The following is a 26,206-nucleotide window of genomic DNA, read 5'->3' as shown; positions in this document are numbered from 1 at the left end:
CCTAAACAATGAAAATTGACCTTAATCTTTTACCTCTGTTTCTGGCTGTCGCGGAGGAACGTAGCTTCAGCGCTGCCGCCGAACGTCTTGGCGTGACACGATCGGCGGTCAGCCAGGGGATCAGACGCCTGGAGGATACGTTCGGGACCCTGCTTGTCATGCGCACCACGCGTTCGGTAAACCTGACTGAAGCGGGAGAGCGGCTGCGAAAATCGTTGTCCGTACCGCTATCAACGATTGACGCGGCGTGCGAAGACGTTCTCTCTGACAACGGGCCGCGAGGGCATCTGAAAATTGCTGTCACCTCAATTGCAGAAGAATTTCTTTCAGGCCCTCTGCTCGCGTCATTTGCAGCCGCTAACCCTGCCGTCACCATCGATATTGTCGTGTCGGATGACGAATTTGATATTGTGGCAGCGGGCTATGATGCCGGCGTAAGGCTCGGTGACGTGATCGAAAAAGACATGATTGCTGTCCCTCTGACGGGACAGCAACGGGAAGTGGTGGTGGCATCACCAACGTATCTGGCGGCCCACAGCGCACCGCGCCATCCGCGAGAGCTTATCCGCCATCGCTGTATCGGCTGGCGCCCATCGCCAGACGTCGCGCCCTATCGCTGGGAATTTGAGGAAGCGGGAAGACCTTTCGACGTGGCGGTTGAACCGCATATTACCACCAACGATCTCCGTCTCATGCTCAGGCTCGCGCTTGCGGGGGGAGGAATTACCTTTGCAACCTATGAAACATTCAGGCCATTTATTGAAAAAGGACAGCTTGTTTCATTACTGGATGATTTTCTTCCGTCTTTTCCTGGGTTTTATCTGTACTTCCCGCAACGTCGAAATATGGCCCCCAAGCTGCGGGCTCTGATTGAACACGTCAGGCAGTGGGGGAAGACGTCACTGCAGTAGTTTCAAACCCGCGCAGAATATTTAGCTTCCGGAGAGTTGCCGTGCCGAGGCAGCGAATGACGCATGCTCGACTGGGCAAGCCATTAACCGGGTGTACCTCAGGCAGGCAAGAAATTTTGTTCAACCGTTTATTTAACAGCCTCGTATTCGAGTTTGAGAACTATAGCTGCCCTTTTGTTACCGAGCGCGTAAGGCTTGTGCGAAGTTCGTTTTCAAGGAAAGCGACACATGCTCGTGTTTCAGCGGAGATGATATTAGCCGGGGGATAAAGTAGATATGCAGGGAATGAAGGAACAATGTAGTCGGGTAACACAGGTACGAGATGCCCGTCGGCAATCTCCTGTCGGCAAACCGGAGACTGCAATACCCCGATTGCCCTTCCTGCCAGAAGCACAGTACGTAACGGCCGCCAGTGGCTGGAAGTGAATGTTATTCTCACAGGGACGGTGAGTAACGCGTTGTCAGGCGCGATCAGCGTCACATGGTTATTCATAAACAGGCCCGAAACACGAGCAAACGCATGTCGGGCGAGCTCACCCGGTGTACGGGGCATATCATAACGCTGCAAATATTCGGGAGAGGCCACCAGCAACCGCTCAATTTTCCCCAACGGGCGGGCAACATAATATCCTTCCCCCGCCTCACCAAGACGTAGCGAGATATCCACACCTTCGGTGACCGGGTCCGTCACTCTGTCACTGAGCACCAGATCTATGTTTATGCCCGGATAGGCCAATTGCAGTTTAAGCAGGGCGGGCATAAGTAACTCTTCCCCGGCTCCATAGGGTGCGGCAATGCGCAGGGTTCCACTAATTGCTTCACCATTATCCACGATTGCCAGCGCATGGTCAGCCGCTGCAACGGCGCTTTTGCTCCGTTCATAGAACAGCGTCCCGCTATTGGTGAGAGACATTCGGCGCGTGTGACGTCGCAGCAGGCGGGTATTAAGATGAGCTTCCAGACGCTCTATCCTTTCACTGACCGCCGGCTGTCCGATGCCGAGATCGCGCGCAGCGGCAGACATGCTTCCGCGCTCAACCACCCGAATGAAAATACGCATTGCCGTAAGTAAATCCATTCACCGATTATATTGGTAAAACCGATAAATGAAAGTGGTCCCGCCCCTCTACTGCCAGGCCCTTCTGTTAATGAAAATCTGTGCGTCCACGGCTGTTCTAGCTATGGCGTACAGAACATTTCATTTTTTACGGGAAAAGAAGCATGTCAGATATCAGGCTTTATATGTTCCAGTCGGGCTATCAGCGTTGTAAATATCACGATATCAGGATGAATCAGGGCGAAGGCTCCGACTACATTATACCTGTCCCCTGGTTTTTACTGACGCATCCGCAGGGGAATGTTGTTATTGACGGTGGTCTTGCGGTGGAAGGGCTGAAGGATCCCCGCGCCTACTGGGGACCGACTGTTGACCAGTATCACCCCATCATGGATACAAACCAGGGCTGTAGAAGACAACTGGCGAAGCTCGGAATAAGGCCAGAATCGGTGCGTTATGTTTTACTCTCCCACCTCCATTCTGACCATACCGGTGCGATTGGCCGCTTTCCTGAAGCCACTCATCTTGTGCAGCGTGCTGAGTACGACTATGCCTTTTCACCGGACTGGTTTACCGCCGGGGCCTACTGTCGGAAAGATTTTCATCGCGAAGGTCTCAAATGGCAGTTTCTGGCAGGAGATGCCGATGACGGTTTTGATCTGTATCGCGACGGCGTTCTGAAAATCATTTACACGCCAGGCCACTCCCCGGGTCATCAATCTTTTGTCGTCTCCCTGCCGAGTGGAAAATCGTTCACCCTGGCGATAGATGCTGCCTATACGCTTGACCATTTTCAGGATAAAGCTCTGCCTGGCTTGATGACATCGGCCAGTGAGGTGGCACGATCGGTGGCAAAACTAAGAGTGGTTACCCAGATGCATAATGCGGAAATTATTCCCGGGCACGATCCTGATATCTGGCCGCATTATGCGATGAAGACGGAAGGCTATAACTGATACGAACGGTGATAGTGACTATACCTCTTCCCTGAGGCGATACCCTGGTCATTTATGCTTAGCGCAGAGGCAAGCCTTCGTTGCTATCACTCATGAATTTTAACCACCACTTTCCCCTTTGCATGCCCGCGAGCCAGATAGGCGAAGGCGTCGCCAGTTTCGTCAAAGGGGAAAACGTTGTCGATAACAGGCTTGATGCGTTGAGCGTCCATGAGTTCAGCGATTTGGCTAAGCTGGCTGCCATCAGGGCGGACAAAGAGAAACGAATAGGTTAAACCTCGTTTTTTGGACAGTCGCATGATTTTGCGGCTCAACAGTCCTAATACAAAACGCAGGAAAACATTGAGGTGTCTTTCCCGTGCGAAAGCCGTATCTAACGGCCCGATCAGGGAAACTATCTTCCCTCCCGGTTTAAGGATTTGGGTGGATTTCTCAATCGCGTCACCTCTGATAGTCCCGAGGACAATATCGTAGCCGCTCAGCACTTTTTCGAATTCCTGCTTTTTATAGTCAACCACCTCATCTGCACCAAGGCGGCTCACCCAGTCAATGTTGGCGGTGCTGGTTGTCGTCCCTACCGTTGCGCCAAGGTGTTTTGCCAGTTGGATAGCAAAACTGCCAATTCCACCGGAGCCGGCCGGGATAAATACTTTCTGCCCCGCTCGCAGCTTCGCGCGTTCCGTCAGCGCTTGCCAGGAGGTGAGACTGACCATCGGAAGCGACGCTGCCTGTACGAAATCCAGGGTGGCGGATTTTAACGCTGCAAGGTTTTCTGGCACCCGCACAAATTCAGCAAGCGAACCCGTTCCCCTGTCAAAAATACTGGCAAACACCTCATCGCCTGCTTTGAAACGCGTCACACGACGTCCTGTGGCAACGACAACGCCGGACACGTCACTGCCCAACGTCGCGGGGAGACTGAAATGCAGAACACGTTTGAACATGCCGGTCGGGATCATGTTATCGATCGGGTTCAGACCTACTGCATACACTTTGACCAGAATTTCATCATCACCAGGGGACGGAAAATCTACGTCGTCGAATCCCAGTTCAGGGGATTTACCATAGCGTTTGAACGTAAATGCTTTCATCGTCTTCTTATTCATTTGTCTTTTACTCTGCCGGGTTTGCCGGTGGCGTGTTTCTTACCAACGCTGTTGCTGAGTAAAAAAGCGATACCCAGGAATAGCTCGATAAATACTGCAATAACGATCTGCCCATTAACGTGTCCTGCATACCACTCAACAACGCCGGACACGGCTAAAATCAAACATAACGTACCGATCCCTGCTGCCAGGGCATAGCGTGCCAGCGAGGGCTCTGCGTGTCTGGCGAATAAACACATCACCCCCAGGCCCGCGTACAGGGCGGCAGAGCGATGGCCGAGCACATCAGTTCCCGGTGTTGGCGTGATTCCCCACTGCGTTAACAGCAGTTGCGGGCAGAACATCCATATCGCCGCCAGGATGAAAAACAACCCGGCAGTCAGAATAGCCAGTTGAGAAAATTTCATATTCTTATTCTTTCGCGTCGAGCTGAAGACTGTTGCGTACTACCTTGTCCAGAAGTGAAGCAGGCGCAAAGCGGCGAATGAAATTCAGTTTCCCCGCCAGCGTGCCCGCCGTATAACGCACCTTAGGCCGTAAAGCCTGGGCAGCCTTTACCACTACATCAGCCACCACTTCCGGACGTTCCGCCTCGTCCATTGCCTTGCTGACGACGTTGTTCAGCTTAGCCCGGAGCGGTTCATATTCTTCTAGCTTCGCGTCAGGTTCTACATTGTTTGCGTCGAACTGTGTCTTTATATAGGCCGGCTCGATCACGGAAACCCTGATACCCTGTGTGCGCAGTTCATGGTCCAGCGCGCCCGTATACCCTTCAACCGCATGCTTACTGGCTGCATACAGTGCCACGTACGGTAGCGGGACAATCCCTAATATCGAACCAATGTTGATGATGCGGCCACTGCCCTGACGGCGCATGTGCGGGATCACTGCCCGCGTCATTCTGACCAGGCCAAGAAAGTTGGTGTCGAAAATACGCCTGGCCTGATCAATCGAACTTTCTTCCGCGGCCGCAGGAGCAACCCCAAAGCCCGCATTATTCACCAGCAAATCTATCCGCCCTTCCAGGTGCAGTAACGCCTCAATGGCGGCGCTCACGGACGCATCGTCCGTCACATCAAGCGTTAATAACGCAAAGGGATGTGTACCTGCCTGCGCACCGCGCCGGCTGGTGCCATAGACCGTATACCCCGCGGCCAGCAGTTTTTTAGCCGACGCCTCACCGATCCCCGAAGAAGCTCCGGTCACCAGTGCTACACGTTTTTTTGTCATTCTCACTACGCTCTCTTGATGGAGTCCTGCTCACCCTGCAGCGCAACAACACGCTGCAGGGAAACAACGCGGCATAGGGTTATGCCGAATCCCCGTGGCTACACTGTGTACCGTTCTGCCGCTTTAGCCTGATTGATATCCGCCAGCAGAGCCTGACGCGCCTTCTCCAGGTCATCCCAGTGGGCAGCATTTTGTAAAGGAGGGATGGTGACGAGTTCGCGACGATCAAAGCCGGCCAGGGCTGCGTCAACTAACTGACCCACTTCCATCATCTCGGGCGCCTTACTGATATCAATACCTGCACGCTCCCAGATTTCGGTGTAAGTGCCGGCCGGAAGTACTGCCTGGACGTAAACGCCCGCGGAGGACAGCTCAATATGCAATCCCTGCGACAGGAAAAGCACAAAGGCTTTGGTGGCACCGTAAACCGTCATGGCAAATTCCGGGGCGAGCCCAACGACGGAGCTGATATTGACGATTGCGCCTTCTCCGGTTTTGACAAACCGTGGCGCCGCGGCACGAGCAAGCCTCGTCAGCGCAGTGACGTTCAGGGCGATAAGACGCTCAATTGCCTCAGGCGTCTGGCCGGTAAAATTGCCCGACTGTGCCATGCCTGCGTTGTTAATCAGCACCCCTATTTTTTCGTCTTCACGAAGACGAGCTTCCACCGTCGCTAAATCCGCTGCCTGAGTGAGGTCGGCTGGCAGAACATCAACAGAAACGCCCTTCTCCTGTCGCAGACGCTCGGCGAGTGCGTCTAATTTTGTTTTATCGCGGGCAACCAGAACCAGGTCATGTCCACGGCTCGCAAACCTTTGCGCATAGACAGCACCAATACCCGTCGATGCGCCTGTAATGAGAACTGAAGTTTTCGTCATATGTGATCTTCTTTATTCAATGTTGAACAGAATCTGCACTGTTCGATGCAGGTAAATCCGGGGATATGTCCGGCTCTCTTTGCTGATCTCAGTCAGACTGACGGAGCGCGCATACCTCTGCGAAGCGCCGTCGGGGACATGGATTTAATGATGATGATCATAATCTATAAAGTCAACTGGTTTGATTATGATCATCATCAATGTATAATTGAGCCTTGTTTTGTATGGGGGCGGGAAAGCATGAAAGTGTCAAAAGAGCAGGTTCGGGAAAACCGGATGCGCATTGTTGAAACGGCATCAGAACTTTTTCGTGAGCGCGGCTATGACGGCGTGGGCGTGGCGGAGCTAATGTCTGCGGCGGGTTTAACCCACGGCGGGTTTTATAAGCACTTTGGTTCAAAGGCTGACCTGATGTCAGAAGCCATGAACTGTGGTTTTGTACACGCCGCGGAAAACCTGGCGGGTGTGGACAGAGAAAAATTCATTGAATATTACCTCTCCCGACAGCATCGCGATGATATGGCCAGGGGTTGTGTGATGTCTGCCCTGGGCACCGACACCGCCCGTCAGTCCGAGTCCATCAAAGAGACATTTGCGGCTGGGGTTGAACGCCAGTTGGCAATGTTAAGCGACGAAAATGTCTCACGTGCTGACCTGATAGACACCTTTGCACATCTTGTCGGGGCTCTGGTGTTGTCCCGTGCCTGCCCGGATAATTCTGCGCTCGCTGACGAAATTCTGGATGTCTGCCGCTCGCGTATTCTGCGTGAGGAGCCGCGAAAAGAGTGAATATTTTGCAGCCGGGTGAGTGATTGCCAGGAGATATCAGGAAGATTTGATGACGGAGGTCATAAAAAAGGTAGGTATTTTTGAGAAAAGTTTTGGAGAGGTTTTGGAGAAAGAAAAAAAGTTATATATTCCAGCCCGTTAAATCCAAATATACCTTCTGAGTTCAGAGGCTTACTCATGTCATGGCAATACTTCAAACAGACTTACCTGGTTAAGTTCTGGTCACCTGTACCCGCCGTTATCGCAGCGGGGATCCTGTCTACTTACTACTTCGGCATTACCGGTACGTTCTGGGCTGTAACCGGCGAGTTTACCCGTTGGGGTGGACAGCTGCTGCAGCTTGCGGGCGTGCATGCTGAAGAGTGGGGTTACTTTAAGCTCATTCATCTGGAAGGCACTCCGCTGACCCGCATCGACGGGATGATGATCATCGGCATGTTCGGCGGCTGTTTTGCCGCCGCGCTGTGGGCAAACAACGTTAAGCTGAGAATGCCAAAAAGTCGGATCCGCATCGTACAGGCGGTCATCGGCGGCATGATTGCCGGTTTCGGTGCGCGCCTGGCGATGGGCTGTAACCTTGCCGCCTTCTTTACCGGTATCCCACAGTTTTCGCTACATGCCTGGTTCTTTGCCGTCGCTACCGCCATCGGTTCTTACTTTGGCGCAAAATTTACCCTTTTGCCGCTGTTCCGTATTCCCGTCAGGATGGTTAAGGTCAGCGCCGCATCGCCGCTGACGCAAAAACCGGCTCAGGCACACCGTCGTTTCCGCCTGGGGATGCTGGTCTTTTTCGCCATGGTGGCATGGGCACTGTGTACAGCGCTCAATCAACCTAAACTGGGTCTGGCAATGCTGTTTGGCGTGGGCTTTGGTTTGCTTATTGAACGCGCGCAGATCTGCTTTACTTCAGCGTTTCGCGATATGTGGATCACCGGGCGAACAATAATGGCAAAAGCGATTATTGCCGGAATGGCGGTGAGTGCTATCGGCATCTTCAGCTATGTTCAGTTAGGTGTTGAACCGAAAATCATGTGGGCTGGCCCGAATGCGGTGATTGGCGGCCTGCTGTTTGGCTTCGGGATTGTGCTGGCTGGCGGTTGTGAAACAGGCTGGATGTACCGCGCCGTTGAAGGTCAGGTGCATTACTGGTGGGTTGGTCTGGGGAACGTGCTCGGGTCAACTCTCCTCGCGTACTACTGGGACTCCCTTTCTCCTGTCCTCGCGACGAACTGGGATAAGGTCAACCTGCTCAGCACGTTCGGCCCGCTCGGTGGCCTGTTAGTGACGTACGCCCTGCTGCTGGTCGCTTTTTTACTGGTGATTGCGCAGGAGAAACGGTTCTTCCGCCGTGCCGCTGTCAAAAATGCAACGCAGGAGAATGCCGCATGAAAGAGATCGTACCTGACTATCGTCTGGATATGGTGGGCGAACCCTGCCCTTATCCCGCTGTCGCTACGCTGGAAGCCCTGCCTCAGCTCAGGAAAGGGGAAATTCTGGAGGTGGTGAGCGACTGCCCGCAGTCCATCAACAACATTCCTCTGGATGCTAAAAACCACGGTTACACCGTGCTGGACATTCAACAGGATGGGCCAACCATTCGTTATTTGATACAGAAATAATCCCGCCACAGACGCTCCTTAACCGGGGCGTCTCCTGCCCCAAAAATCCGCCTTACGTCCCACTTTGGCGGTAAATGCAGCCCCCTGTTCTCCCCCGGAACTACACTTAAAGTGGATAAAAAACAAACAGGAGGTGTGGCATGTTTGCGTCAATTCTCGTTCCTGTCGATATTTCAGAGCGTCGCCTGACCGAACAGGTGATTCCCTATGTTCAGGCGAACGCAGCAATCAGTAACGGCAAAGTGCATTTTCTGACTGTCGTTCCTTCTTTCCCCTACTATTCCTCTCTTGGGCTGGCCTATTCCGTTGAGATGCCAAAACTGGAAGAAATGCAGCAGGAGGCGCTGGCGAAATTGAATGAGATCGTTAAGCAGTTCAATTTACCGGCCGACCGCATTCAGACCCACGCCATTTCTGGCACGCCTAAAGATCAGATCCTGAAACTGGCTGAGAGTATCAATGCAGACCTGATAATTATTGCGTCTCATCGACCTGATATTTCGACCTATCTGTTAGGCTCTAACGCTGCGGTTGTCGTGCGCCACGCAAAATGCCCGGTGCTGGTGGTACGTTAGCGTGCCTGCGAGGAAAGATAAGCCCCGGGCTATCGGGGCTTATTTACTGTGAAAGTGACCGTTTCTGTTTGACGGCTTTTATTCGGTGATAAACACCATATTTGCACGGCACGCAGCGTTTCGCGTTCAAACACCCCTTCCGGCTGTGCAGAGACAATACGTATATCGTGTGGATGACCATCGTCGCCCACAGAAAAAGAGACAACAACGTTACCCTCAATGCCCAGCGCCTGTGCCTTTACGGGCATGGCAGGGAAAGGCTTATTCGTTATTCCATTGCACGGTTTCTGCGCCGGTTCAGGTTGCATGGGCTGTTGATGGCAGCCAGAAATGAGCATAACCGCAGCCGCAATAATTATTCTTTTCAATATTATGTCCTGTAAAATTTAACGTCTCGCTTTTCGAGAACAGTATATTGCGGCATCTGGCATTAATCTCCTCCCAACTCCGATAGCCTGCTTGCGGAATAACTTTCATAAATGGACTTTCTCATGAATCAAATTCTTTCGTCAGTGTGTATTACTGCTGTGCTTGCCGGATGTGTTCCCCTTCCCCCTAAACGCTGTCACAAACAACGTGCCCCCGATGCCTGTACTTATAAGCATTCCGGTAAAGCCTCGGATAACAATATCCACTGGCTACAGGCCTGCGCCATTGAGCAATCACTGGACGCCGCACTGACCGATCCTCACGCATAAAGCGGTAAGCGGTGCAACCTGCACCTCGACTTTAGGAATGGTGTGAATAGGTTATTGTCAGGCGTTGGCTGACGCGGCTAAACGGGCAGTATTTCGGCCGTTTACGGTTCAGCATGTATTTGATGAGATGAGTTCAGCACGCTGGAATATGGAGGGGCAACCTTAATCCCCCCGAAGCAAGACTGGCCATAACCAGGCCAGTCTCAGGGGATAAATCAGAAACGATAACCCGCGGAGAACATAAACACCCACGGATCGAGGCGAGTGCTGATACTTTGCTGTTCACCGCCCGCTTTAAAGCGAACGTCGGTATCAATGTCCATGTACCAGACCGAGGCGTTAATTAACCAGTCACGGTTAATCAGATAATCCAGCCCCACCTGCCCCGCAACACCCCACGAGTCTTTCAGGCTGAGATCGGTAAGCCCGGCTTCTTTACCGGTATCGTTAAATTTCTCGTCGAAGAAGGTGGTGTAGTTCACCCCTGCGCCAATATACGGACGCACCTTACTGTTAGCATCACCAAAGTACCACTGCGCCATCAGTGTTGGCGGTAAATGGTGCACCGTCGCGATATCCCCGGTTGGCCCTAAACCGACGCGATGACGGAATGGCGTTGCTGCCAGAAGCTCAACACCAATGTTCTCCGTCGCCATATACGTAAAGGTCAAACCGAGTTGGGTATTGTTGCTGACGTTAAAACCGCCCATACCCAGTACGCTATCAGAGCCTTCTGTTGGACGCACCGTTGCCGAACCGGCACGAATAAAGAATTCACCTGCTTCATGCGCATACGCGCCGCCAGAGAGACTGCTTAATACAAGGGCTGCCACCGCTAATTTTTTCATATCCGCTCCATCGTTGTGGTTTTAGTCGCGGAGGAGAATATACTCACAAATGAGTAATAAGTGATCTGCTACAGATCACATTAAAACCAGTAAGTTAACATTCATTGATCTGGGTTAATTTTTGGTGACACACCGTAAAGCAATAAGTTGTCGTCAGGTCAATTTCTGGCATTTCGGCGTTACAAAATTTTCTCTTTTCACCCTCTTGCTCTTCCTCTCGCGGCTGGATAATTTAGCGCTCTCACAAGTTGATTTGATGCGTTCTTCTTTTGCAGGTGTGCCATGAGTGATGTTAACCCGTGCATGACGTGCGGAGCCTGTTGTGCGTATTTTCGAGTCTCTTTCTACTGGGCCGAAGCCAGCGATGGCGGCGGTACCGTTCCGGTTCATCTCACTGAACCGTTAACGCCTTTTCTGCGCTGCATGAGTGGCACCAACCAAAAACCGTGCCGATGCGCAGCGCTGCAAGGTGAACCTGGGGTGTCCACCCGGTGCTCTATCTATGAGCACCGCCCCAGCCCGTGCCGGGAATTTTCTATGTCAGGTGAGGATGGGCAGGTCAATGAAGCCTGTAATCGTGCCCGTGCGCGCTTTGGATTACCGCCGCTTTACAAAGATATGCTTTTCCATACAAGCCTTGATGCTGCCACGACAGTGTTATCCGGTGTACAATTGCCGGCTAATTAACACCTGCAATACTCAAGGAGAGTGCATGTCTATCACGGCGAAGTCTGTCTACCGTGACACGGGAAACTTTTTCCGCAATCAGTTCTTAACCTTTTTACTGATCGCGTTGCTATGCGCCTTCATTACAGTGGTGCTTGGTCATGCGTTCTCGCCAAGTGACGAACAGATTGCCAGCCTGAGCCAGGGCGACAACCTTGCAGATAGCGTGGGGTTGTTTGAACTGGTACAAAACATGACGCCGGAGCAGCAACAAATCCTGCTGCGGGCTTCCGCTGCTTCGACATTCTCTGGTCTTATCGGCAATGCGATTCTGGCAGGTGGCGTTCTGCTGATGATTCAGCTGGTTTCCGCCGGTCAGCGCGTCAGCGCCCTGCGGGCGATTGGTGCCAGCGCACCGGTATTACCGAAGCTGTTTATCCTCATCTTTTTAACCACCATGCTGGTGCAGATGGGGATTATGCTGGTCGTCGTGCCGGGTGTATTACTGGCTATCGTGCTCTCTTTCGCGCCGGTAATGGTCGTGCAGGATAAACTGGGGATCTTTACCGCGATGCGCAGCAGCATCCGGCTCGCCTGGGCAAATATACGCCTGGTGGCGCCGGCTGTTATCGGCTGGCTGTTGGCGAAAACGCTCCTGCTGCTGTTTGCCCCGAATTTTGCGGTACTCACGCCAAATGTGGGCGCGGTGGTGGCAAATACGCTGAGCAACCTCATTTCAGCGGTACTGCTGGTCTATCTGTTCCGCCTGTATATGTTAATTCGTCAGTAATCCTGTGGCCGGGAACGTCAGCCCGGCCCTACACAGAAGATGGAATCACAGAATGAAGCAGTTTCTTGATTTTTTACCGCTCGTGGTCTTTTTCGCTTTCTACAAGCTGTATGACATTTATGCCGCCACGACTGCACTGATCGTGGCCACAGCGGTTGTGCTGATCTATAGCTGGGTTCGCTACCGTAAAGTTGAAAAAATGGCGCTGGTGACCTTCGTCCTGGTCGCGGTGTTTGGTGGACTCACTCTGTTCTTCCACAACGATGAATTCATCAAATGGAAAGTCACGGTGATTTACGCTCTGTTTGCGGGTGCGTTACTGATTAGCCAGTGGGTGATGAAGAAGCCGCTGATCCAGCGCATGCTGGGCAAAGAGCTGACGCTGCCTCAGGAAGTGTGGTCCCGACTGAATATCGCCTGGGCGATCTTCTTTATTCTCTGTGGTCTTGCCAATATCTATATTGCTTTCTGGCTGCCGCAGAATATCTGGGTCAACTTCAAGGTCTTTGGCCTGACGGCTCTGACGCTCATCTTCACGCTGTTAAGTGGCGTTTATATCTATCGCCACATGCCACAGGACGACCAGCACTGATCGTTCACCGACCAGAACGTGTGCAGCAGGCGTTCTGGTCTATTCTCTCCAGCCTGAAATCATAGTAGCATCCCGCCTGAAGTCTTCAGTTACGAGTTAAAACAATGACAACAAATAACGCCCCTCAGGGCGAACTGGTTTTACGCACACTGGCAATGCCCGCTGACACCAATGCCAATGGCGATATTTTTGGCGGCTGGCTGATGTCGCAAATGGATATGGGCGGCGCTATTCTGGCAAAAGAGATTGCACATGGCCGGGTAGTGACGGTGAGAGTGGATGGCATGACCTTCCTGCGCCCGGTTGCAGTGGGTGATGTGGTTTGCTGTTACGCGCGTTGCGTAAAACGTGGCAATACCTCCATCTCCATTAACATCGAAGTGTGGGTGAAAAAGGTCTCGTCCGAACCCATTGGACAGCGTTATAAAGCGACAGAAGCGCTGTTTATTTATGTGGCCGTGGACAACGAAGGTAAACCCCGACCGCTTCCTCAGGCCTGATTGCCCGGTAAAAAAAGCCTCCTTGCGGAGGCTTTTTTTTATTCCATCTGTGCCCCGCCATTCAGGCGGAATACAATATTCACGATCAGTCCGTTGCCCGGTTTACCGGCTTCATAACGCCATCTGCGCATCGCCGTTTTCACTTCTCTCTCGAACATATTAGACGGCTGCGCGGACAGTATTTCCACGTTCTCAACACGCCCTTCCGGCGTAACATCGAATTTCACCCGTACACGGCCCTCAATACGTAATGCCTGAGCACGGGCCGGATACTGCGGCTGATTACGGCTGACCGCACGCGGTCCCGCGGGTGCGGTGACTGTCGGTTTGGCTGTCGTCGTGGTGTTATTCATCACCGGACGCGAAGGTGCTGCGTTTTCTACCGTCTGCGTGGCGCGGGGTTCAACCGGACGCGTTTCGCGTTTTGGACGTTCTTCTACCTTCTTCACCGGTTTTGGCTTCGGCTTAGGTTTCGGCTTCGGCTCGGGTTTGTGGATCACCACCGGAGCTTCTTTTGGCGGTTCCGGCACCGGTTCAGGTTCGGGTTCCGGTTCGGCGACGGGCTGTGGCGGCGGAGGCGCAACCTGCGGCGGTTCGAGATCCGCTGGCGATACCATCGTCACAGAAATAGGCTGTGCGGGCGCTGGCATTTCAACAACCTGATGAACCGAGGTATAAAGCAAACCCGCCACGACAGCACCGTGAATAACGACAGAAAGCAGCGTCGGCCAGGGAAAGCGGCGAGGTAAATCAAGGGTCATCGAAGTCATAATCATCAACGTTAAAAAACCGAACACTGATTTTAAATGCAAATAGCAATCATATTCAATAAGACACTTTGTCCTGGCGCAATTTAAGCGCAAGAGAGGCCAAAAAAGGCGCATTCAGATCAGGGTTTTAACATTGTTTTTATCTTTACATTGCAGTCAGTTGCCCTTTCACATAACGTTACTGACACTTTTAATGGTTAAGGAGCTTCACCGTGCTTTACGTGATTTACTCTGAAGATGTCGCTGATTCCCTCGAAAAACGCCAGTCCGTTCGCCCTGCCCATCTGGCGCGTTTACAACTGCTGCAGGATGAAGGTCGATTACTGACCGCGGGTCCAATGCCTGCGGTAGACAGCAATGACCCTGGCGCTGCCGGTTTCGCGGGCTCCACGGTGATCGCCGAGTTTGAAACCCTGGAAGCGGCTCAGGCCTGGGCTGATGCAGACCCGTACGTTGCCGCAGGTGTCTATGCGAAGGTGACGGTTCGCCCGTACAAGAAAGTGTTTTGATGCAAAAGTGGCTCCGAAAGGAGCCACTCATCTCTTCAGTGCAGTGACGCTAAGCGCGCCGCAAATCCGACAAACAGCAGCCCAATCAGCCCGTTCCCCAGCTTTGCCAGTTTCTTTTTGGTTTTCAGATAACGCGTGACAAACGCACCAGAGAAGATCAGGAAGCTCATATACATAAAGCTAATCAGCTCCAGCGTGGTCGCGAGGATCAGGAAAGACGTGCCCGTGTTTTTCGCATTCACATCGATGAATTGCACAAAGAACGAGACATAGAACAAAATAGCCTTTGGATTCGTCAGGCTCAGCACCAGCGAGCGTTTCATGATCATGCTCGCAGGCTCGGTTCCGCTCTCATGGGTATTCTTCTGACGGGTGATGACTGACCAGAGCATTTTGCCGCCGAGCCACAGGAGATAGAAAGCACCGAGGTAGCGCACAATATTAAACAGAACCGGGGTCGTCTGGATTAATGCTGCGACGCCCGCCCAGGCCAGAAACATCAGCACTGCATCGCCGATAAACACGCCAGTGGCGGCGAGATACCCTTTTTTAACACCGTGCCCAATACCGGTTTTCAGTACAAACAATGTGTTCGGTCCAGGCACCAGCACGATAAAAAATGCCCCTACAACATAGGTCCAGAAATTAAGTACACCAAACTCCGCAAACACCTCTCCCTCCTTTTGCTAAAAAACGACGGTAATATCGCTGCAAATACGATATCCCCAAAATCAGACGCTATTGTACGCCGTTATAGCCATCAAGATAAGTCGTAGCCAGTTCGTTACCAAATAAAACGGCGTCCTTCTCTTCCATTTGAGACGTCCATTTATCCGCGGTATTACCGTCGAAAGCATGCTCCGTTTTCGCCTGATTCTTCAGTTGATCGCGAATGCTTTGGGCGTACTGGTTAGCCTCAGACAGTGTGCGTCCTGCAGCGCGATCGGTTTTCCCCTGCTCATACAGCTCACGGAACTGAGGGACATTCAGACGATAATTTTGCGATACACTTGACGTAAAATTGCCGCCAGTAAAATTGGTTTTATGCGACACGAAATAATAAGCATGCCTTTCCGGTGACGTTTTACTGCTGGCACAACCGCTCAACACGGCAATCCCAAGAAGGGCTGCAACCACTTTTCCGTTCATCTCTTTTCCTTTTTAGTTTATCCAGTGCAATATCCCGCTGAGCAGTAAATTAATCAACGCGGATAATGACGATAATCCTGCGTTTTCCCTGATCGCATCCAGCGCAAGCAGCACAATAAATACCCAGAGATAAGGATTCATCTTTGAAATGCATAAGATTAAGAGGGCGGAGTATATCGCGGAATGTATCGGGGGAGAGACTGCGAAAAATGATAGCCTGAAAATCAGTGGGCACCTTAACGGTGCCCTGATGGTTCTCAGATAACCTGTGTAGCGAACAGCAACGCGTTACGGTGTCTGGTCATTCCACATTTTCTGATGGCGTGTATACGCATATTGCGGCGGGATTGTGCTTCCAGCCAACGAGCCTTGCGACGACTCACCTGTCGCAACATGCGCCAGCGCCCTACTTCTGTTCTACTGCGCTTCATGTTTACAACTCTTTCTCTAACAGAAACCCCATTATAAACCCAACCCCGCAGCAAACCAGCGCTTTTAACTGGCGTTTTTATTTGCCAGATGATTCCTGATGCGTACACTCATAACAATACGCTTTCAAAAGGATTTTTTTACCTATGACAACCTTCTACACCGTGGTGAGTTGGCTGGTCATTCTGGGATACTGGCTGTTAATCGCGGGTGTGACTTTGCGCATCCTGATGAAGCGCAGAGCCGTACCCTCTGCCATGGCCTGGCTGCTGATAATCTACATCCTGCCGCTGGTGGGGATTATTGCCTATCTCTCTTTCGGTGAGCTTCATCTGGGTAAACGCCGTGCCGAGCGTGCCCGCGCCATGTGGCCTTCAACCGCCAAATGGCTCAACGATCTCAAAGCCTGCAAACATATCTTTGCCGAGGAGAACAGCAGTGTTGCCTCCTCGCTGTTTAAGCTGTGCGAACTCCGTCAGGGTATTGGCGGCGTTAAGGGCAACCAGCTCCAGTTGCTGACCTCCTCGGATGACGTCATGCAGGCCCTCATCCGCGATATTCAACTGGCTCGCCATAATATCGAGATGGTGTTCTATATCTGGCAGCCTGGCGGCATGGCCGATCAGGTTGCTGAATCGCTGATGGCCGCTGCGCGTCGGGGCATTCATTGCCGCCTGTTGCTGGACTCCGCTGGCAGCGTCGCCTTCTTCCGTAGCCCCTGGGCGGGCATGATGCGTAATGCCGGTATTGAAGTGGTTGAAGCGCTGAAGGTCAATCTCTTGCGTGTGTTTCTGCGCCGGATGGACCTTCGCCAGCACCGTAAAATGATCATGATCGACAACTATATTGCCTATACCGGCAGCATGAACATGGTTGACCCGCGGTTCTTCAAGCAGGACTCGGGTGTCGGGCAGTGGGTAGACCTGATGGCGAGAATGGAGGGGCCCATTGCCACCTCGATGGGTATCGTTTATTCCTGCGACTGGGAGATAGAAACCGGGAAACGTATCCTGCCGCCACCACCGGATGGCAATATCATGCCATTTGAAGAGGCCAGCGGGCACACCATCCATACTATCGCTTCCGGACCGGGCTTCCCGGAGGACCTGATCCATCAGGCGTTGCTGACGGCCACTTACGCAGCGCGTGAATATTTGATCATGACCACCCCCTACTTTGTTCCCAGCGATGACCTGCTGCACGCCATCTGTACCGCGGCACAGCGCGGTGTCGATGTGAGTATCATCTTGCCACGCAAAAATGACTCGCTTCTGGTGGGCTGGGCCAGCCGGGCATTTTTCAGTGAACTGCTGGCTGCGGGGGTGAAAATCTACCAGTTTGAAGGCGGATTACTCCATACCAAGAGCGTGCTTGTCGACGGCGAGTTAAGTCTGGTGGGTACGGTTAACCTGGATATGCGCAGTCTGTGGCTGAACTTTGAAATCACACTGGTGATCGATGATGCCGGCTTTGGCGGCGATCTGGCCGCGGTCCAGGATGATTATATCTCCCGCTCGCGACTGCTGGATGCCAGACTGTGGGTTAAACGCCCGCTGTGGCAGAGAATTACCGAACGACTGTTTTACTTCTTTAGTCCGTTGCTGTAAAACGTGCCCAACGATGTTAAACAGGTAGTCATCATGGAAATGGATCTGAACAATCGCCTGACCGAAGACGAAACGCTCGAACAGGCCTATGACATTTTTCTCGAACTGGCGGTTGATAACCTCGATCCCGCAGACGTGATCCTCTTTAATCTCCAGTTTGAAGAGCGCGGGGGCGCCGAGTTGTTCGACCCTTCTGAAGACTGGGCTGAACATGTGGATTTCGACCTTAATCCTGACTTCTTTGCCGAAGTGGTGATTGGCCTGGCCGATGAAGATGGCGGTGAAATTAACGACATCTTCGCCCGCGTCCTGCTGTGTCGCGAGAAAGACCACAAGCTGTGTCATATTCTCTGGCGCGAATAATAAAAAAGGCTGCGATTGCAGCCTTTTTTATTTAATCCGGTAACTCACTTCCGCACTGATTACAAAACCGCGCGCTGTGTTCATGTTCACCCTGGTGACATTTCGGGCATTTTCGTTGCGCCTTACGGTTCTGAAAGGCGCTGCTCATGTGCGTAGTAATGAGCCCTGTCGGGACCGCAATCACCGAATAACCAATCAGAATCAGTACCGAGGCGACAATCCGTCCCAGCGGAGTGTGAGGGGCTATATCACCATAGCCAACGGTCGTGACGGTCACAATCGCCCAATAGACAGAAGCATTCAGCGTTGAGAAGCCATTCTTCGGCCCTTCTATCAAATACATCAACGCGCCGAATATCACCATGACGATGGCAATAAATGAGTAGAACAGGATCAGTTGATGCCGCGCGCTGACGATGGCACTCCAGAATATCCGCAATGACGGCATAAACCGCAGCAGTTTAAGAATGCGTAACACCCGAATAACGCGCATCGCTCGCCAGGCAAAAACATAGCTCAGACTGATTTCCGGCCATAGCCACATGACATAGAGCGGCAGGATCGTGGCTAAATCAATAAATCCCCAGAAGCTGAAGACATATTTGGCCGGATCAGGCCAACAGAATACCCGCAGGAAATATTCAGCGGTAAAGACCAGGGTAATGACCAGCTCCAGCCAGACAAAAAGATGCCATTCTTCCAGCGTCAGGTGATACTGCGTTCCGACGCCCGATTCGATAAAAATGATCACCACGCTGAGCAGCGCAAACAGCGCGCAGAGGGCTTCAAAACGCCGTCCGGTTACCGTTTCAGGATCGAATAAAAGATGATAGAGCCGCCGACGGACGGAGGTGAATAATCGCGACACATTAACCTCGCAAATAATAAGGGCTAACATCATGTCAGCCCTTGCGATTATAACGGGTCTACTTTCAGGCAGGAAACCGCATGTCGGAAACTGCCCTCCAGAACCGGACGTGTTTTTGCACATTCCGGCCCGGCCATCGGGCATCGCGTACGGAATACACAACCGGACGGCGGGTTAATCGGGGACGGTAATTCACCTTCCAGAAGCTGGATGGTTTTATTTTTTTCCAGATCCGGATCGGGAATCGGTACCGCAGACATCAGTGCCCGGGTATATGGGTGCAATGGGTTATGGTACACCTCATCGTAAGTCCCTAATTCCACCGCATGGCCAAGATACATCACCAGTACGCGGTCAGAAATGTGTTTCACCACCGCGAGATCATGCGCAATGAAGATCAGCGACAGCCCCATTTCACGCTGCAGTTTCTGCAGCAGGTTAACCACCTGCGCCTGAATAGAGACGTCCAGCGCCGAGACGGGCTCGTCACAGATGATCAGCTTCGGCTCAAGGATCAAGGCGCGGGCGATACCGATACGCTGGCACTGACCACCGGAGAATTCGTGCGGGTAACGGTTGACGAGGTTAGGCAACAAGCCCACTTTCATCATCATTGCCTTCACACGGTCGCGTACTTCCTGACGCGGCATCTTCGGATGATAGGTCCGCAGTGGCTCAGCAATGATCTCCCCGATAGTCATACGCGGGTTCAATGAGGCCAGCGGATCCTGGAAAATCATCTGGATGTCGCTACGCACATCGCGCCACTCGTCTGGCTTCATGCCCAGCAGATCTTTACCCAGCCAGGCAACTTTGCCGTCGGTGGCTTTCACGAGGCCTATGATGGCACGCGCAAACGTGGATTTACCGCAACCGGACTCACCCACCACCCCCAGGGTTTCCCCTTCATACAGACGAAGCGTTACGCCATCGACCGCTTTCAGGGTTTTCGGCGGCTGCCAGAACCACTGTTTTCCGTCTTTAATGTCGAAATGCACCTTAAGGTCAGCAATTTCGAGCAGGACATTTCTTTTTTCATCTAATGCGTTCATACCAGATCCTCCTGCGGCTTAAAGCAGGCGCGCAGTCGGCCTGGTGCAAACTCTTCCAGCGGCGGCGCGGTATTGCAGATTTCCATCGCGTGCGGGCAGCGTGGCTGGAACGGACAGCCTTTCGGCAGACGCAGCAGGTTTGGCGGGTTGCCAGGGATGGTCAGCAGGGATTCCCCTTCTGCATCGAGGCGCGGCACCGCATTCAGCAGACCAATGGAGTAAGGGTGTGCAGGCTGGTAGAACACGTCGCGCGCCTTACCATATTCCATGGTGCGACCGGCATACATCACCAGTACCTTGTCACAGATACCGGCCACTACGCCCAGATCGTGAGTGATCATGATAATCGCGGTGTTGAACTCACGCTTAAGCTCGTTCAGCAACGTCATGATCTGTGCCTGGACGGTCACATCAAGCGCGGTGGTCGGTTCATCGGCAATCAGCAGTTTTGGCCGGCACATCAGCGCCATCGCAATCATGACACGCTGACGCATACCGCCGGAGAACTCATGCGGGAACATGCGCATACGCTTGCGCGCTTCCGGCATTTTCACCGCGTCGAGCATTTTGACGGACTCCTCAAAGGCTTCCGCTTTGCCCAGGCCTTTGTGCAGCATCAGCACTTCCATCAGCTGCTCGCCGACACGCATATACGGGTTCAGCGAGGTCATCGGGTCCTGGAATATCATCGAAATCTGCTCAGCGCGCAGCTTGTTCAGCTCGTATTCCGGCAGGTTGAGGATCTCACGCCCGTTGAATTTGGCGGAACCGCCAATGACACCGTTAGACGCCAGCAGCCCCATCAACGCAAAGGCGGTTTGGGATTTACCGGAACCCGACTCGCCCACGATCCCCAGCGTTTCACCCGCACGCAGGTTGAAGTTGAGATCGTTCACGGCGGTCACATCGCCATCCGGCGTTTTAAAGGTCACGCGGAGGTCTTTTACGTCCAGCAGAAGGTTACCCTGCTGTTGCGCCTGTGGCGCAGTGGCCGTTTCAATAATCGTCATGACGGCGCTCCTTAACGGTCTTTCGGGTCGAGGGCATCACGCAGGCCATCGCCGATAAAGTTGAAACAAAACAGGGTGACGACCAGGAAGCCCGCCGGGTACAGAAGCAACCACGGTGAGACTTCCATTGAGTTTGCACCATCACTCAGAAGCGCGCCCCAGCTGCTCAGTGGCTCTTGTGTACCCAGACCCAGGAAGCTCAGGAAAGATTCAAACAGGATCATGCTTGGTACCAGCAGCGAGGCATATACCACCACCACGCCGAGCACGTTAGGAACGATATGGCGAACCACAATATTGCCGGTGGAGACACCGCCCACCTGCGCCGCTTCGATAAACTCTTTACGCTTAAGACTCAGCGTCTGACCACGAACGATTCGCGCCATATCCAGCCAGGATACCATCCCGATTGCCACGAAGATCAACAGGATATTCTGGCCAAAGAAGGTCACCAGCAGGATAACGAAGAACATGAACGGGAAGGAGTTTAAGATTTCCAGCATACGCATCATGACGGAGTCCACTTTACCGCCAAGATAGCCTGAGAGTGAGCCGTAAAGCGTACCCACGATCACCGCCACCAGGGCGGCAGCAATACCGACCATCAGCGAAATGCGGCCGCCGATAGCGACACGCACCAGCAGGTCGCGCCCTGAGGAATCCGTACCAAAATAGTGCCCGGACGTCATATCGGGTGCGCTGGACATCATGCCCCAGTCGGTGTCGAAATAGGTAAATTGCGACAGAATCGGCGCCAGGGTGACAAACAGCGCGATGAGCACCAGAACAACCAGGCTGGCGACCGCGGCGCGGTTATGCATAAAGCGACGACGGGCGTCTTGCCAGAGGCTACGACCTTCTACTTCCAGTTTTTCACTGAAGTTTTCCAGCGCCTCGCTGTTTTTCTTACTCAACATCATGGCGTGCTCCAGTATCAGTAACGGATTTTCGGGTCGATAACGGCATACAGCACATCGACGATAGCGTTAAACAAAATGGTCAGTGCGCCGACAAGGATTGTCAGGCTCAGTACCAGTGAATAGTCGCGGTTCAGCGCGCCATTAACGAACAGCTGACCAATGCCCGGCAGACCGTAGATGGTTTCGATAACCATTGAGCCGGTGATGATCCCAACGAATGCCGGCCCCAGGTAGGAGAGCACGGGCAGGAGCGCAGGCTTGAGTGCATGGCGGAATATAATCCGGCGCATCGGCAGCCCTTTCGCACGCGCGGTGCGGATGAAGTTCGAGTGCAGCACTTCAATCATGGAACCGCGGGTGATACGCGCGATACTGGCGATATAAGCCAGGGAGAGTGCCACCATTGGCAAAATCATGAACTTCAGCGCCCCACCGTTCCAGCCGCCTCCGGGCAGCCATTTCAGCGTAATGGCAAATATCATCACCAGTAATGGCGCGACAACGAAGCTGGGTATAACCACTCCGGTCATCGCCACCCCCATTACGGTATAATCCCATTTGGTATTTTGTTTGAGCGCGGCAATAACGCCCGCGGTGACGCCGAGAACGACGGCAAGGATGAATGCCGCAGCACCCAGTTTCGCCGATACAGGGAAGCTGGACGCCACCAGGTCGTTAACGGAATAGTCTTTGTATTTGAATGACGGCCCAAAATCACCGTGCGCCAGTTGCTTCAGATAGTTGAAGTACTGCGTGGAGATAGGATCGTTTAAATGATACTTCGCTTCGATATTGGCCATCACTTCCGGTGGCAGCGTACGTTCACCGGTAAATGGACTTCCCGGCGCGAGACGCATCATAAAGAAGGAAATCGTAATTAGAATAAATAACGTTGGTATCGCTTCTAAGCAGCGACGCAGGATAAATTTCAACATTGCCCGTACCTTCTGGCGTGTGCCTGATGAATGTTACAAAGTAGACACAGTGGGGCAAGCCAGGCCTGCCCCACGTATTGCCATTAATGCTTGATAATATAAAGATTCTTAACGGAAATATTATCCAACGGGTCTTTACCGGTATAACCCCCTACCCACGGTTTCACCAGGCGGGCGTTAACGTAGTAATAGACCGGTACAATTGCAGAGTCTTTATCGAGCTGCTCTTCTGATTTCGCGTACAGATCAGCGCGCTGCGCATCGTCTGTGACTTTCAGCGTATCAGTAATGATCTTATCGAATGCCGGGCTCTTATAGTGCGCGGTGTTATTCGAACTGTCACTCAGCATGGTGTTCAGGAAGGATGTTGGTTCGTTATAGTCCGCACACCAGCCAGCACGAGCCACGTCGAACGTCCCCTGATGGCGGGTATCCAGGAAGGTTTTCCACTCCTGGTTTTCCAGCTTCACGTTCACGCCCAGGTTTTTCTTCCAGATAGACGCGACGGCGATAGCCAGTTTTTTATGCAGGTCAGACGTGTTGTACAGCAGGTTAAACGTCAGCGGCTTGTCAGCGGTATAACCGGCTTCAGCCAGCAGTTTTTTCGCTTCTTCGTTACGTTTTTCCTGTGACCACTTGAACCACTCAGGCTCAACCAGTTTCATACCGTCGGTATAAGGAGGGGTATAGCTGTATGCCGGCAGGTCGCCCTGGTTTTTCACTTTGTTCACGATAATATCGCGATCCAGTGCCAGCTTCAGCGCTGTACGCACGCGCACATCAGTGAATGGTGCTTTCTGGTTGTTGATTTCGTAGTAGTAAGTGCAGAGATACGGATCAACATGCACTTCTTTCGGGATCTCTTTTTTCAGCTTCTGGAACAGTTCAATCGGCATGTTGTTATAGGTCATGTCGATTTCGCCGCTGCGGTAACGGTTAACGTCAGTAACTTCAGAAGAGATTGGCAGGTAGGTAACCTGATTAATGACGGTTTTCGCGTTATCCCAGTACTGCGGGTTACGCTCCAGAACCATACGTTCGTTGACCACCCAGTCTTTCAGTTTATAAGCACCGTTGGTCACGATATTGGCAGGCTGGGTCCATTTTTCACCAAATTTTTCCACCGCGGATTTTGGTACCGGGGAAACGGACGGGTGAACCAGTAATTTGTAGAAGTACGGAACAGGCTCGCTCAACGTCACTTCAAAGGTATTGGCATCAATCGCTTTCACACCCAGATCGGTGACCGGTTTTTTACCGGCGATGATGTCATCAATATTGGCGATGTGGCCATATTGCAGGTAGCTCGCATACGGAGAGGCGGTGGTTGGATTCGCCAGACGCTGCCAGCTATACACGAAATCTTCGGCGGTAACCGGCGTACCGTCGGACCATTTCGCATCTTTACGCAGATGGAAGGTCCAAACTTTGAAATCTTTATTTTCCCATTTTTCCGCCACACCCGGTGCAGGGTGGCCGTCTACATCGGTCACCAGCAAGCCTTCGAACAGGTCGCGGTTGACGTTAGACTCCGGAACACCTTCAATTTTGTGCGGGTCAAGAGACTGAACTTCCGCACCGTTGTTACGAACCAGCGTCTGTTTCTCCGCCAGTTGAACGCCTGCAGGAACGTCCGCAGCCATTGCAGCGTTGCCCGCGATTAGCGCAGTTAAAATCCCCGCCGCTACCAGATTTTTTTTTGTGATGATGGACATTGTGTTGGTACTCCACTCATTATAATTACTGGCCTTCGCCAGCTGTGTAATCCCCTGTTGGGGCCTGTACAGCGCAGGAGTTTTTTTTGCTGCTGTCAGGTTCTTCTTTTTACTTCTTGCTATCACCGACTTTTTTATTACTGACCGCTCGTATGGCCGTCTTGCGTCGATTCTTCACAGGTCTCCCCTGTCTGAGGCCTGCGCTGGATATCTGAGAAGAGGACTATATGAAAATAATTCTCATCTGCTTGTTTTATGCTGCAAAATATTAGGCCGGAAAGTATCAAATGGCGTAAACGCGCGCCAATACATTTTGCAAATTTGTTAAGCAATTCTCTTTTACGGTGAGTGCCGTATCTCGGGGGGCAGCCCTGCCTGACATCAAATACCGCATAAAAACATTGGTATTCAATATGATAGAGAAAACATTCTCTACAAGCGCATCGCTGCGCTATCATCGAGTGGTTTTGTACAAAAATTTAACAACTGATTATTATTTAGCACATTCCTCTAGGGGAACGTTGAAATTACTAATATCATTTCGGTTATGACTCAGCAAGCCCCAGAGTATCATGTGAGTAAAATAACAGATTGATTGAAGGTTTTATGCGCAGAGAGGCACGAGGTAAATTGATAACTTATTGAAATATAAGAAAAGCGGATTATTAGTAGAATTTATTATGATATGTGAGCATTTCAACTTTAGTTATATGATTTGCTGATAATCACGTAAAAAAACGGAGCCTCAGGCCCCGTTCTTTCATTTGAAATATTAGTGCAGTAAGCCGGGGAAAATGCTTTTAATACCGGTGACAATAAATTCGATGCCTAACGCCATCAACAACAGGCCCATAATACGCGTAATGACGTTGATGCCCGTTTGCCCCAGCCAGCGCACCAGCCAGGGTGCCATGCGGAAAACCCCCCAACAACACAGTGCGAAGATAGCGATGGCGACAGAAAAGCCAATCAGGTGCATCAGGCTATGGTAACGTGTCCCCCAGACAATGGTGGAACTGATCGCACCAGGCCCTGCCATTAAAGGCAACGCAAGCGGGACCACGCCGATACTTTCGCGAATGGCGGTTTCTGATTTCTCCTGTTTGTTCTGCTTATCCTCACCCAGCTTACCGCTGATCATCGACATGGCAATGGTCACCACCAGGATGCCACCCGCGATGCGGAAAGAATCAATTGAAATGCCGAACAGCTGGAGAATGGCATCACCCAGGAAAAGCGAGGTGAGCAAGATAATGGCCACTGACAGGTTAGCGGTGAGGTTGGTTTTGTTCCTGGCCGCCGCCGTCTGGTAACTGGTCATACTAATGAAGACAGGGATGATCCCTACCGGGTTGACCAGGGCAAACAGACCAATAAAAAATTTAAAATACGTTGGAAAATCAAAGAGCGTTTGGATCACGTTTTGCTCCGCTTATGCACATGCCCGGGACTGACACTTTGTCATGAAAAATCGCGCTGAAGATACGCTTTTTATGAGCATACTTCACCAGAAATCTGTGCCTAAACGTTATCCTTTCAGGATGTTAAACAGATGTAGAATCAGTGATAGCATCACTTCCAATAGTTACTTAATTATTTAACACTGGAAATATCTACAATAAATAACCCTGCTGAAAGGTATCAGCTTGGGGAAAAATTGACGC

33 protein-coding genes are annotated in these 26,206 nt (G+C 52.1%); 14 read left to right on the top strand and 19 right to left on the bottom strand.

The window, feature by feature from the left end:
• Window positions 1–8: 8 nt before the first annotated feature.
• Window positions 9–911, top strand: a complete 903-nt coding sequence (locus F8561_RS10615; RefSeq protein ID WP_151887418.1) for a LysR family transcriptional regulator — start codon at window positions 9–11, stop codon at window positions 909–911.
• Window positions 912–1,071: 160 nt separating this feature from the next.
• Here F8561_RS10615 and F8561_RS10610 read toward each other — a convergent pair whose 3' ends face one another.
• On the bottom strand, window positions 1,072–1,971 hold the full coding sequence (locus tag F8561_RS10610) for a LysR family transcriptional regulator (RefSeq protein WP_151887417.1): 900 nt from the start codon (window positions 1,969–1,971) through the stop codon (window positions 1,072–1,074).
• A 161-nt stretch (window positions 1,972–2,132) separates the two neighbouring features.
• Between F8561_RS10610 and attM the strand changes: the two genes are divergently transcribed.
• On the top strand, window positions 2,133–2,924 hold the full coding sequence (attM, locus tag F8561_RS10605; protein WP_032680856.1) for an AttM family quorum-quenching N-acyl homoserine lactonase: 792 nt from the start codon (window positions 2,133–2,135) through the stop codon (window positions 2,922–2,924).
• An 86-nt stretch (window positions 2,925–3,010) separates the two neighbouring features.
• On the opposite strand, the gene F8561_RS10600 is transcribed toward attM, so the two are convergent.
• The 4 genes from F8561_RS10600 to F8561_RS10585 all read right to left on the bottom strand — a co-directional run bounded on the left by F8561_RS10600 (window position 3,011) and on the right by F8561_RS10585 (window position 6,138).
• Window positions 3,011–4,030, bottom strand: coding sequence for an NADP-dependent oxidoreductase (locus F8561_RS10600; protein WP_151887416.1), 1,020 nt, complete (start codon window positions 4,028–4,030; stop codon window positions 3,011–3,013).
• The gene (locus F8561_RS10595; RefSeq protein ID WP_032680854.1) at window positions 4,027–4,437 is read right to left on the bottom strand and encodes a hypothetical protein; all 411 of its coding nucleotides are present in this window, start codon (window positions 4,435–4,437) and stop codon (window positions 4,027–4,029) included. Before F8561_RS10595 ends, F8561_RS10600 begins: the two co-directional genes overlap by 4 nt.
• A 4-nt stretch (window positions 4,438–4,441) precedes the next feature.
• Complete coding sequence (locus F8561_RS10590; protein WP_151887415.1) at window positions 4,442–5,260, bottom strand: oxidoreductase; 819 nt, start codon at window positions 5,258–5,260, stop codon at window positions 4,442–4,444.
• Between the two features lie 98 nt (window positions 5,261–5,358).
• The gene (locus F8561_RS10585) at window positions 5,359–6,138 is read right to left on the bottom strand and encodes an SDR family NAD(P)-dependent oxidoreductase (protein ID WP_044859768.1); all 780 of its coding nucleotides are present in this window, start codon (window positions 6,136–6,138) and stop codon (window positions 5,359–5,361) included.
• A 240-nt stretch (window positions 6,139–6,378) separates the two neighbouring features.
• Between F8561_RS10585 and F8561_RS10580 the strand changes: the two genes are divergently transcribed.
• From F8561_RS10580 to uspF, 4 genes are all read left to right on the top strand, one after another.
• Window positions 6,379–6,927 (top strand): TetR/AcrR family transcriptional regulator, encoded by a 549-nt coding sequence (locus F8561_RS10580; RefSeq protein ID WP_032681991.1) that lies wholly within the window; start codon window positions 6,379–6,381, stop codon window positions 6,925–6,927.
• 177 nt (window positions 6,928–7,104) lie between these two features.
• Window positions 7,105–8,316 (top strand): selenium metabolism membrane protein YedE/FdhT, encoded by a 1,212-nt coding sequence (gene yedE / locus F8561_RS10575; protein ID WP_151887414.1) that lies wholly within the window; start codon window positions 7,105–7,107, stop codon window positions 8,314–8,316.
• On the top strand, window positions 8,313–8,546 hold the full coding sequence (yedF, locus tag F8561_RS10570; RefSeq protein WP_014170428.1) for a sulfurtransferase-like selenium metabolism protein YedF: 234 nt from the start codon (window positions 8,313–8,315) through the stop codon (window positions 8,544–8,546). The genes yedE and yedF overlap by 4 nt, the downstream gene beginning before the upstream one ends.
• Window positions 8,547–8,686: 140 nt before the next feature.
• Window positions 8,687–9,121 (top strand): universal stress protein UspF, encoded by a 435-nt coding sequence (gene uspF / locus F8561_RS10565; RefSeq protein WP_025203936.1) that lies wholly within the window; start codon window positions 8,687–8,689, stop codon window positions 9,119–9,121.
• A 29-nt stretch (window positions 9,122–9,150) separates the two neighbouring features.
• Here uspF and F8561_RS10560 read toward each other — a convergent pair whose 3' ends face one another.
• Entirely contained in the window at window positions 9,151–9,489 is a 339-nt protein-coding gene (locus tag F8561_RS10560) for an energy transducer TonB (protein ID WP_014170430.1), read from the bottom strand.
• A gap of 123 nt (window positions 9,490–9,612) precedes the next feature.
• On the opposite strand from F8561_RS10560, the gene F8561_RS24560 reads away from it, so the two are divergent.
• Window positions 9,613–9,819, top strand: a complete 207-nt coding sequence (locus F8561_RS24560; protein ID WP_226876133.1) for a hypothetical protein — start codon at window positions 9,613–9,615, stop codon at window positions 9,817–9,819.
• Between the two features lie 215 nt (window positions 9,820–10,034).
• Here F8561_RS24560 and ompW read toward each other — a convergent pair whose 3' ends face one another.
• The gene (gene ompW / locus F8561_RS10550; RefSeq protein ID WP_014170432.1) at window positions 10,035–10,667 is read right to left on the bottom strand and encodes an outer membrane protein OmpW; all 633 of its coding nucleotides are present in this window, start codon (window positions 10,665–10,667) and stop codon (window positions 10,035–10,037) included.
• 282 nt (window positions 10,668–10,949) lie between these two features.
• On the opposite strand from ompW, the gene F8561_RS10545 reads away from it, so the two are divergent.
• The 4 genes from F8561_RS10545 (at window position 10,950) to yciA (ending at window position 13,215) form a co-directional block, all read left to right on the top strand.
• Window positions 10,950–11,354, top strand: coding sequence for a YkgJ family cysteine cluster protein (locus F8561_RS10545; RefSeq protein ID WP_032680849.1), 405 nt, complete (start codon window positions 10,950–10,952; stop codon window positions 11,352–11,354).
• A gap of 25 nt (window positions 11,355–11,379) precedes the next feature.
• On the top strand, window positions 11,380–12,123 hold the full coding sequence (locus F8561_RS10540; protein ID WP_020882388.1) for a YciC family protein: 744 nt from the start codon (window positions 11,380–11,382) through the stop codon (window positions 12,121–12,123).
• A 52-nt stretch (window positions 12,124–12,175) separates the two neighbouring features.
• The gene (locus F8561_RS10535) at window positions 12,176–12,715 is read left to right on the top strand and encodes a septation protein A (protein ID WP_020882387.1); all 540 of its coding nucleotides are present in this window, start codon (window positions 12,176–12,178) and stop codon (window positions 12,713–12,715) included.
• Between the two features lie 104 nt (window positions 12,716–12,819).
• Window positions 12,820–13,215 (top strand): acyl-CoA thioester hydrolase YciA, encoded by a 396-nt coding sequence (gene yciA, locus F8561_RS10530; protein ID WP_014170435.1) that lies wholly within the window; start codon window positions 12,820–12,822, stop codon window positions 13,213–13,215.
• A 38-nt stretch (window positions 13,216–13,253) separates the two neighbouring features.
• Here the strand turns inward: yciA and tonB are convergent, their stop codons facing one another.
• Window positions 13,254–13,976: a TonB system transport protein TonB gene (tonB, locus tag F8561_RS10525; RefSeq protein WP_025203933.1), complete on the bottom strand. Its 723-nt coding sequence runs from the start codon at window positions 13,974–13,976 to the stop codon at window positions 13,254–13,256.
• A gap of 221 nt (window positions 13,977–14,197) precedes the next feature.
• On the opposite strand from tonB, the gene F8561_RS10520 reads away from it, so the two are divergent.
• Window positions 14,198–14,494: a YciI family protein gene (locus tag F8561_RS10520; protein WP_151887413.1), complete on the top strand. Its 297-nt coding sequence runs from the start codon at window positions 14,198–14,200 to the stop codon at window positions 14,492–14,494.
• Window positions 14,495–14,529: 35 nt separating this feature from the next.
• On the opposite strand, the gene leuE is transcribed toward F8561_RS10520, so the two are convergent.
• The 4 genes from leuE to F8561_RS10505 all read right to left on the bottom strand — a co-directional run bounded on the left by leuE (window position 14,530) and on the right by F8561_RS10505 (window position 16,074).
• Complete coding sequence (gene leuE, locus F8561_RS10515; protein ID WP_020882385.1) at window positions 14,530–15,165, bottom strand: leucine efflux protein LeuE; 636 nt, start codon at window positions 15,163–15,165, stop codon at window positions 14,530–14,532.
• Window positions 15,166–15,232: 67 nt separating this feature from the next.
• The gene (locus tag F8561_RS10510) at window positions 15,233–15,643 is read right to left on the bottom strand and encodes an Exc2 family lipoprotein (RefSeq protein ID WP_032678335.1); all 411 of its coding nucleotides are present in this window, start codon (window positions 15,641–15,643) and stop codon (window positions 15,233–15,235) included.
• 12 nt (window positions 15,644–15,655) lie between these two features.
• Window positions 15,656–15,784 carry a KPN_01571 family protein gene (locus F8561_RS24650; RefSeq protein WP_226778037.1) on the bottom strand — a complete coding sequence of 43 codons (129 nt, stop codon included), beginning with the start codon at window positions 15,782–15,784 and terminating at the stop codon, window positions 15,656–15,658.
• Between the two features lie 116 nt (window positions 15,785–15,900).
• Window positions 15,901–16,074 carry a YciY family protein gene (locus F8561_RS10505; protein ID WP_086463573.1) on the bottom strand — a complete coding sequence of 58 codons (174 nt, stop codon included), beginning with the start codon at window positions 16,072–16,074 and terminating at the stop codon, window positions 15,901–15,903.
• Window positions 16,075–16,218: 144 nt separating this feature from the next.
• Here F8561_RS10505 and cls point away from each other — a divergent pair, with 144 nt between their 5' ends.
• The gene (gene cls, locus F8561_RS10500; RefSeq protein ID WP_014170441.1) at window positions 16,219–17,679 is read left to right on the top strand and encodes a cardiolipin synthase; all 1,461 of its coding nucleotides are present in this window, start codon (window positions 16,219–16,221) and stop codon (window positions 17,677–17,679) included.
• A gap of 33 nt (window positions 17,680–17,712) precedes the next feature.
• Window positions 17,713–18,042 carry an HI1450 family dsDNA-mimic protein gene (locus tag F8561_RS10495; RefSeq protein WP_006810881.1) on the top strand — a complete coding sequence of 110 codons (330 nt, stop codon included), beginning with the start codon at window positions 17,713–17,715 and terminating at the stop codon, window positions 18,040–18,042.
• A gap of 31 nt (window positions 18,043–18,073) precedes the next feature.
• Here F8561_RS10495 and F8561_RS10490 read toward each other — a convergent pair whose 3' ends face one another.
• From F8561_RS10490 to F8561_RS10460, 7 genes are all read right to left on the bottom strand, one after another.
• Window positions 18,074–18,943 carry an ion transporter gene (locus tag F8561_RS10490; RefSeq protein WP_192938257.1) on the bottom strand — a complete coding sequence of 290 codons (870 nt, stop codon included), beginning with the start codon at window positions 18,941–18,943 and terminating at the stop codon, window positions 18,074–18,076.
• Window positions 18,944–18,957: 14 nt separating this feature from the next.
• Window positions 18,958–19,962 (bottom strand): murein tripeptide/oligopeptide ABC transporter ATP-binding protein OppF, encoded by a 1,005-nt coding sequence (gene oppF, locus F8561_RS10485; RefSeq protein ID WP_014170444.1) that lies wholly within the window; start codon window positions 19,960–19,962, stop codon window positions 18,958–18,960.
• A complete protein-coding gene (locus F8561_RS10480; RefSeq protein WP_014170445.1) occupies window positions 19,959–20,972 on the bottom strand; it encodes an ABC transporter ATP-binding protein in 1,014 nt (337 codons plus the stop codon). Before F8561_RS10480 ends, oppF begins: the two co-directional genes overlap by 4 nt.
• Before the next feature lie 11 nt (window positions 20,973–20,983).
• Window positions 20,984–21,892 carry an oligopeptide ABC transporter permease OppC gene (gene oppC / locus F8561_RS10475; protein ID WP_014170446.1) on the bottom strand — a complete coding sequence of 303 codons (909 nt, stop codon included), beginning with the start codon at window positions 21,890–21,892 and terminating at the stop codon, window positions 20,984–20,986.
• A gap of 14 nt (window positions 21,893–21,906) precedes the next feature.
• Entirely contained in the window at window positions 21,907–22,827 is a 921-nt protein-coding gene (gene oppB / locus F8561_RS10470; RefSeq protein WP_014170447.1) for an oligopeptide ABC transporter permease OppB, read from the bottom strand.
• 83 nt (window positions 22,828–22,910) lie between these two features.
• Window positions 22,911–24,542 carry an oligopeptide ABC transporter substrate-binding protein OppA gene (gene oppA / locus F8561_RS10465; protein ID WP_020882381.1) on the bottom strand — a complete coding sequence of 544 codons (1,632 nt, stop codon included), beginning with the start codon at window positions 24,540–24,542 and terminating at the stop codon, window positions 22,911–22,913.
• 772 nt (window positions 24,543–25,314) lie between these two features.
• Window positions 25,315–25,962, bottom strand: coding sequence for a YchE family NAAT transporter (locus F8561_RS10460; protein ID WP_014170449.1), 648 nt, complete (start codon window positions 25,960–25,962; stop codon window positions 25,315–25,317).
• Window positions 25,963–26,206 lie beyond the last annotated feature (244 nt).

This window comes from Enterobacter sp. 198, from assembly GCF_009025585.1.
Lineage (GTDB): Bacteria > Pseudomonadota > Gammaproteobacteria > Enterobacterales > Enterobacteriaceae > Enterobacter > Enterobacter ludwigii.
Note: the sequence above shows the minus strand (reverse complement) of the source record. Positions and strands in the feature narration are given on the sequence as shown.

What these genes read in the sequence shown, in the direction of transcription:
- F8561_RS10545 (WP_032680849.1), top strand. Translation starts at nt 10,950, where the DNA reads ATGAGTGATGTTAACCCGTGCATGACGTGCGGAGCCTGTTGTGCGTAT.
- attM (WP_032680856.1), top strand. Translation starts at nt 2,133, where the DNA reads ATGTCAGATATCAGGCTTTATATGTTCCAGTCGGGCTATCAGCGTTGT.
- oppF (WP_014170444.1), bottom strand. Translation starts at nt 19,962, where the DNA reads ATGAACGCATTAGATGAAAAAAGAAATGTCCTGCTCGAAATTGCTGAC.
- F8561_RS24650 (WP_226778037.1), bottom strand. Translation starts at nt 15,784, where the DNA reads ATGAATCCTTATCTCTGGGTATTTATTGTGCTGCTTGCGCTGGATGCG.
- F8561_RS10595 (WP_032680854.1), bottom strand. Translation starts at nt 4,437, where the DNA reads ATGAAATTTTCTCAACTGGCTATTCTGACTGCCGGGTTGTTTTTCATC.
- F8561_RS10535 (WP_020882387.1), top strand. Translation starts at nt 12,176, where the DNA reads ATGAAGCAGTTTCTTGATTTTTTACCGCTCGTGGTCTTTTTCGCTTTC.
- yedF (WP_014170428.1), top strand. Translation starts at nt 8,313, where the DNA reads ATGAAAGAGATCGTACCTGACTATCGTCTGGATATGGTGGGCGAACCC.
- F8561_RS10480 (WP_014170445.1), bottom strand. Translation starts at nt 20,972, where the DNA reads ATGACGATTATTGAAACGGCCACTGCGCCACAGGCGCAACAGCAGGGT.
- tonB (WP_025203933.1), bottom strand. Translation starts at nt 13,976, where the DNA reads ATGACCCTTGATTTACCTCGCCGCTTTCCCTGGCCGACGCTGCTTTCT.
- F8561_RS10505 (WP_086463573.1), bottom strand. Translation starts at nt 16,074, where the DNA reads ATGAAGCGCAGTAGAACAGAAGTAGGGCGCTGGCGCATGTTGCGACAG.
- F8561_RS10590 (WP_151887415.1), bottom strand. Translation starts at nt 5,260, where the DNA reads ATGACAAAAAAACGTGTAGCACTGGTGACCGGAGCTTCTTCGGGGATC.
- yciA (WP_014170435.1), top strand. Translation starts at nt 12,820, where the DNA reads ATGACAACAAATAACGCCCCTCAGGGCGAACTGGTTTTACGCACACTG.
- F8561_RS10585 (WP_044859768.1), bottom strand. Translation starts at nt 6,138, where the DNA reads ATGACGAAAACTTCAGTTCTCATTACAGGCGCATCGACGGGTATTGGT.
- uspF (WP_025203936.1), top strand. Translation starts at nt 8,687, where the DNA reads ATGTTTGCGTCAATTCTCGTTCCTGTCGATATTTCAGAGCGTCGCCTG.
- F8561_RS10610 (WP_151887417.1), bottom strand. Translation starts at nt 1,971, where the DNA reads ATGCGTATTTTCATTCGGGTGGTTGAGCGCGGAAGCATGTCTGCCGCT.
- oppB (WP_014170447.1), bottom strand. Translation starts at nt 22,827, where the DNA reads ATGTTGAAATTTATCCTGCGTCGCTGCTTAGAAGCGATACCAACGTTA.
- F8561_RS10540 (WP_020882388.1), top strand. Translation starts at nt 11,380, where the DNA reads ATGTCTATCACGGCGAAGTCTGTCTACCGTGACACGGGAAACTTTTTC.
- F8561_RS10495 (WP_006810881.1), top strand. Translation starts at nt 17,713, where the DNA reads ATGGAAATGGATCTGAACAATCGCCTGACCGAAGACGAAACGCTCGAA.
- F8561_RS10510 (WP_032678335.1), bottom strand. Translation starts at nt 15,643, where the DNA reads ATGAACGGAAAAGTGGTTGCAGCCCTTCTTGGGATTGCCGTGTTGAGC.
- F8561_RS10600 (WP_151887416.1), bottom strand. Translation starts at nt 4,030, where the DNA reads ATGAATAAGAAGACGATGAAAGCATTTACGTTCAAACGCTATGGTAAA.
- oppA (WP_020882381.1), bottom strand. Translation starts at nt 24,542, where the DNA reads ATGTCCATCATCACAAAAAAAAATCTGGTAGCGGCGGGGATTTTAACT.
- F8561_RS24560 (WP_226876133.1), top strand. Translation starts at nt 9,613, where the DNA reads ATGAATCAAATTCTTTCGTCAGTGTGTATTACTGCTGTGCTTGCCGGA.
- yedE (WP_151887414.1), top strand. Translation starts at nt 7,105, where the DNA reads ATGTCATGGCAATACTTCAAACAGACTTACCTGGTTAAGTTCTGGTCA.
- F8561_RS10580 (WP_032681991.1), top strand. Translation starts at nt 6,379, where the DNA reads ATGAAAGTGTCAAAAGAGCAGGTTCGGGAAAACCGGATGCGCATTGTT.
- F8561_RS10615 (WP_151887418.1), top strand. Translation starts at nt 9, where the DNA reads ATGAAAATTGACCTTAATCTTTTACCTCTGTTTCTGGCTGTCGCGGAG.
- F8561_RS10490 (WP_192938257.1), bottom strand. Translation starts at nt 18,943, where the DNA reads ATGATGTTAGCCCTTATTATTTGCGAGGTTAATGTGTCGCGATTATTC.
- cls (WP_014170441.1), top strand. Translation starts at nt 16,219, where the DNA reads ATGACAACCTTCTACACCGTGGTGAGTTGGCTGGTCATTCTGGGATAC.
- ompW (WP_014170432.1), bottom strand. Translation starts at nt 10,667, where the DNA reads ATGAAAAAATTAGCGGTGGCAGCCCTTGTATTAAGCAGTCTCTCTGGC.
- oppC (WP_014170446.1), bottom strand. Translation starts at nt 21,892, where the DNA reads ATGATGTTGAGTAAGAAAAACAGCGAGGCGCTGGAAAACTTCAGTGAA.